Source organism: Rubrivirga sp. (genome assembly GCF_049648075.1).
In the GTDB taxonomy this organism is placed as follows: Bacteria; Bacteroidota; Rhodothermia; order Rhodothermales; family Rubricoccaceae; genus Rubrivirga.
This window is the reverse complement of the sequence record NZ_JBARYR010000632.1, coordinates 1-2097: the sequence shown is the minus strand read 5'-3', so window position 1 is coordinate 2097 and position 2097 is coordinate 1. Positions and strand designations below refer to the sequence as shown.

At 67.5% G+C, this 2097-nt stretch carries 2 protein-coding genes; both read left to right on the top strand.

What is annotated here, in order from left to right; all coding sequences use genetic code 11:
- Positions 1-41 precede the first annotated feature (41 nt).
- Positions 42-1379, top strand: a complete 1338-nt coding sequence (nuoD, locus tag WBA11_RS17205; RefSeq protein WP_424521872.1) for an NADH dehydrogenase (quinone) subunit D — start codon at positions 42-44, stop codon at positions 1377-1379.
- 229 nt (positions 1380-1608) lie between these two features.
- Positions 1609-2097 (top strand): hypothetical protein (locus WBA11_RS17200; protein ID WP_424521871.1); only part of this gene is annotated, 489 nt, incomplete at its 3' end.

Genomic DNA, 2097 nt, shown 5'->3' with positions numbered 1-2097 from the left:
CGCATCCGCCAGTTCAGCAACAACGCGGTCCGTCGGGACGGATGACCCGCCGCCCGCCACCCAAGGACACGGACGTGCCCCCTCCGCCTGCCCAAGACGCCCAGAGCCTGTTCACGTTCTGGCCCCGCCACAACGAAGCGCTGTACAAAGCGCTGGAGGGGCGGCACGTGAGCGTAACGACGGACCCTGGGCCGGGCGCAGCGGACCCGCTCGACTCCCGGATGATCCTGAACCTGGGTCCGCAGCACCCGGCGACGCACGGCGCGCTGCGCGTGGTGGTCCAACTCGACGGCGAGACCGTCGAGAAGTGCCTGCTCGACATCGGCTACCTCCACCGCGGCATCGAGAAGCTGGCCGAGGTCAAGACCTACCAGGAGTTCATGCCCTACACGGACCGCATGGACTACATGTCGCCGTACTCGAACAACGTGGCGTGGTGCCTCGCGGTCGAGAAGCTGGCGGGCATCGAGGTGCCTGAGCGGGCGCAGTGGCTCCGCACGATCGGGTGCGAGCTGGCGCGGATCTCGAGCCACCTGCTCTGGGCGGGCACGATGGTGATGGACGCCGGCGCGCTGTCGGTCTTCCTGTGGACCTTCAAGTACCGCGAGGAGATCTACTCCATCTTCGACGAGATCGCCGGCGCCCGCTTTACCGTCTCGCACAGTCGCATCGGCGGGCTGGCGTTCGACTTCTCGGACACGGCGCTCGCCATGACCGAGTCGTTCTGCGACGAGTTCGAGGGGCAGGTCGCCGACTGGAAGAAGCTCTTGGACCGCAACCGGATCTGGATCGACCGCAACGCCGGCGTTGGGGTGGTGGGTAGGGAGGAGGCCGTCGCGATGGGCTACACCGGTTCGTGCCTCCGCGCGAGCGGGGTGCCCCACGACATCCGACTCTTCGAGCCCTACCTCGTCTACGACCAGGTCGACTTGGACATCCCCATGCGCACCGAGGGGGACTCGCTTGCGCGCTACTTCGTGCGCGTCGAGGAGATGGAGGAGTCGGTCAAGATCATCCGCCAGTGCCTGGCCCGGCTGCCTAAGGGGCCGGTCCGCACGGACAACGCCAAGGCGGCGTACCCGAGCAAGGACGAGGTCTACTACTCGATGGAGGGCATGATCCACGACTTCATGATGACCGACACCGGCGTGGCTCCGCCCAAGGGCGCCGAGTGCTACCACGCCATCGAGAGCCCCAAGGGCGAGCTCGGCTTCCACCTGGTCTCGGACGGGACCGGCAGCCCGTGGCGGGTCAAGATGAACACGCCGTCGTTCTCGAACCTCCAGGGCCTGGAGACAATGATGGAGGGCGCGATGGTGGCCGACACCGTCGTCCTGATCGGCTCCGTCGACCCCGTCATCGGCGACTCTGACAAGTAGGGGCCGCGTCGGGCCATGGGCGCGGTCCCTCGCAGTCCCGGCCGGGTCCAGCAACCACGGGGCGAGCCCGTACTGAAAAGAAGCCGGCGTTAAGACGGTTGGCTAAACCAGTCCCAGAGGCCGCATTGGCCCGATTCGAAATCAGTCTAGAGAGTTAGACCTTTTGGTCTGGACTTTAATCACAGTGTGAGCGAACATGAGATGCTTGTCAACCAGATGGTGTGACTCCATGGTCTTGACCCCAGCGCTGCTCCCCCGGTTCGCGGCGCTCCTTGTCTTCTTCCCGGCCGCCGCGCTCGCGCAGCAAGCCTCGCCTTCCCTGCCGCCGCAGTTCGGCGAGGACGTCGCGGCTGAGGTCCAGCGCCTCCTCGAGACCCAGGGGGTCCCGCCGGTGCCGGTCGTGCTCTACAGGGGCGCTATCGAAGAGGGGGGCGGAGTCGCGGTCGCCTTCTCGGACCCCCTCCTGCTCGGGGTAGACGGGGAGGACGTCGTGCTACGCCCGGACGCCCTGGTCCGAGATCTGTCGGCGCTCCGCGAGGCCCTGTCCCCGGAGCTCGGTCTGGAGTCCCTCGTCATCCTCGCTCACCCGGACGTCGTCTCCCTCCCAGGCGCGGGGGCGCGGGCTGCTGCGGCCGGAGCGGAGGCCGGGTACGGGTCGGTCCGGCTCCTCCCGGCCACTACGACGCCCGCGTTCGACGATGCCGACGCGGTATACATC

Coding starts and splice junctions, on each gene's coding strand:
- nuoD (WP_424521872.1), top strand. CDS start 42: ATGACCCGCCGCCCGCCACCCAAGGACACGGACGTGCCCCCTCCGCCT.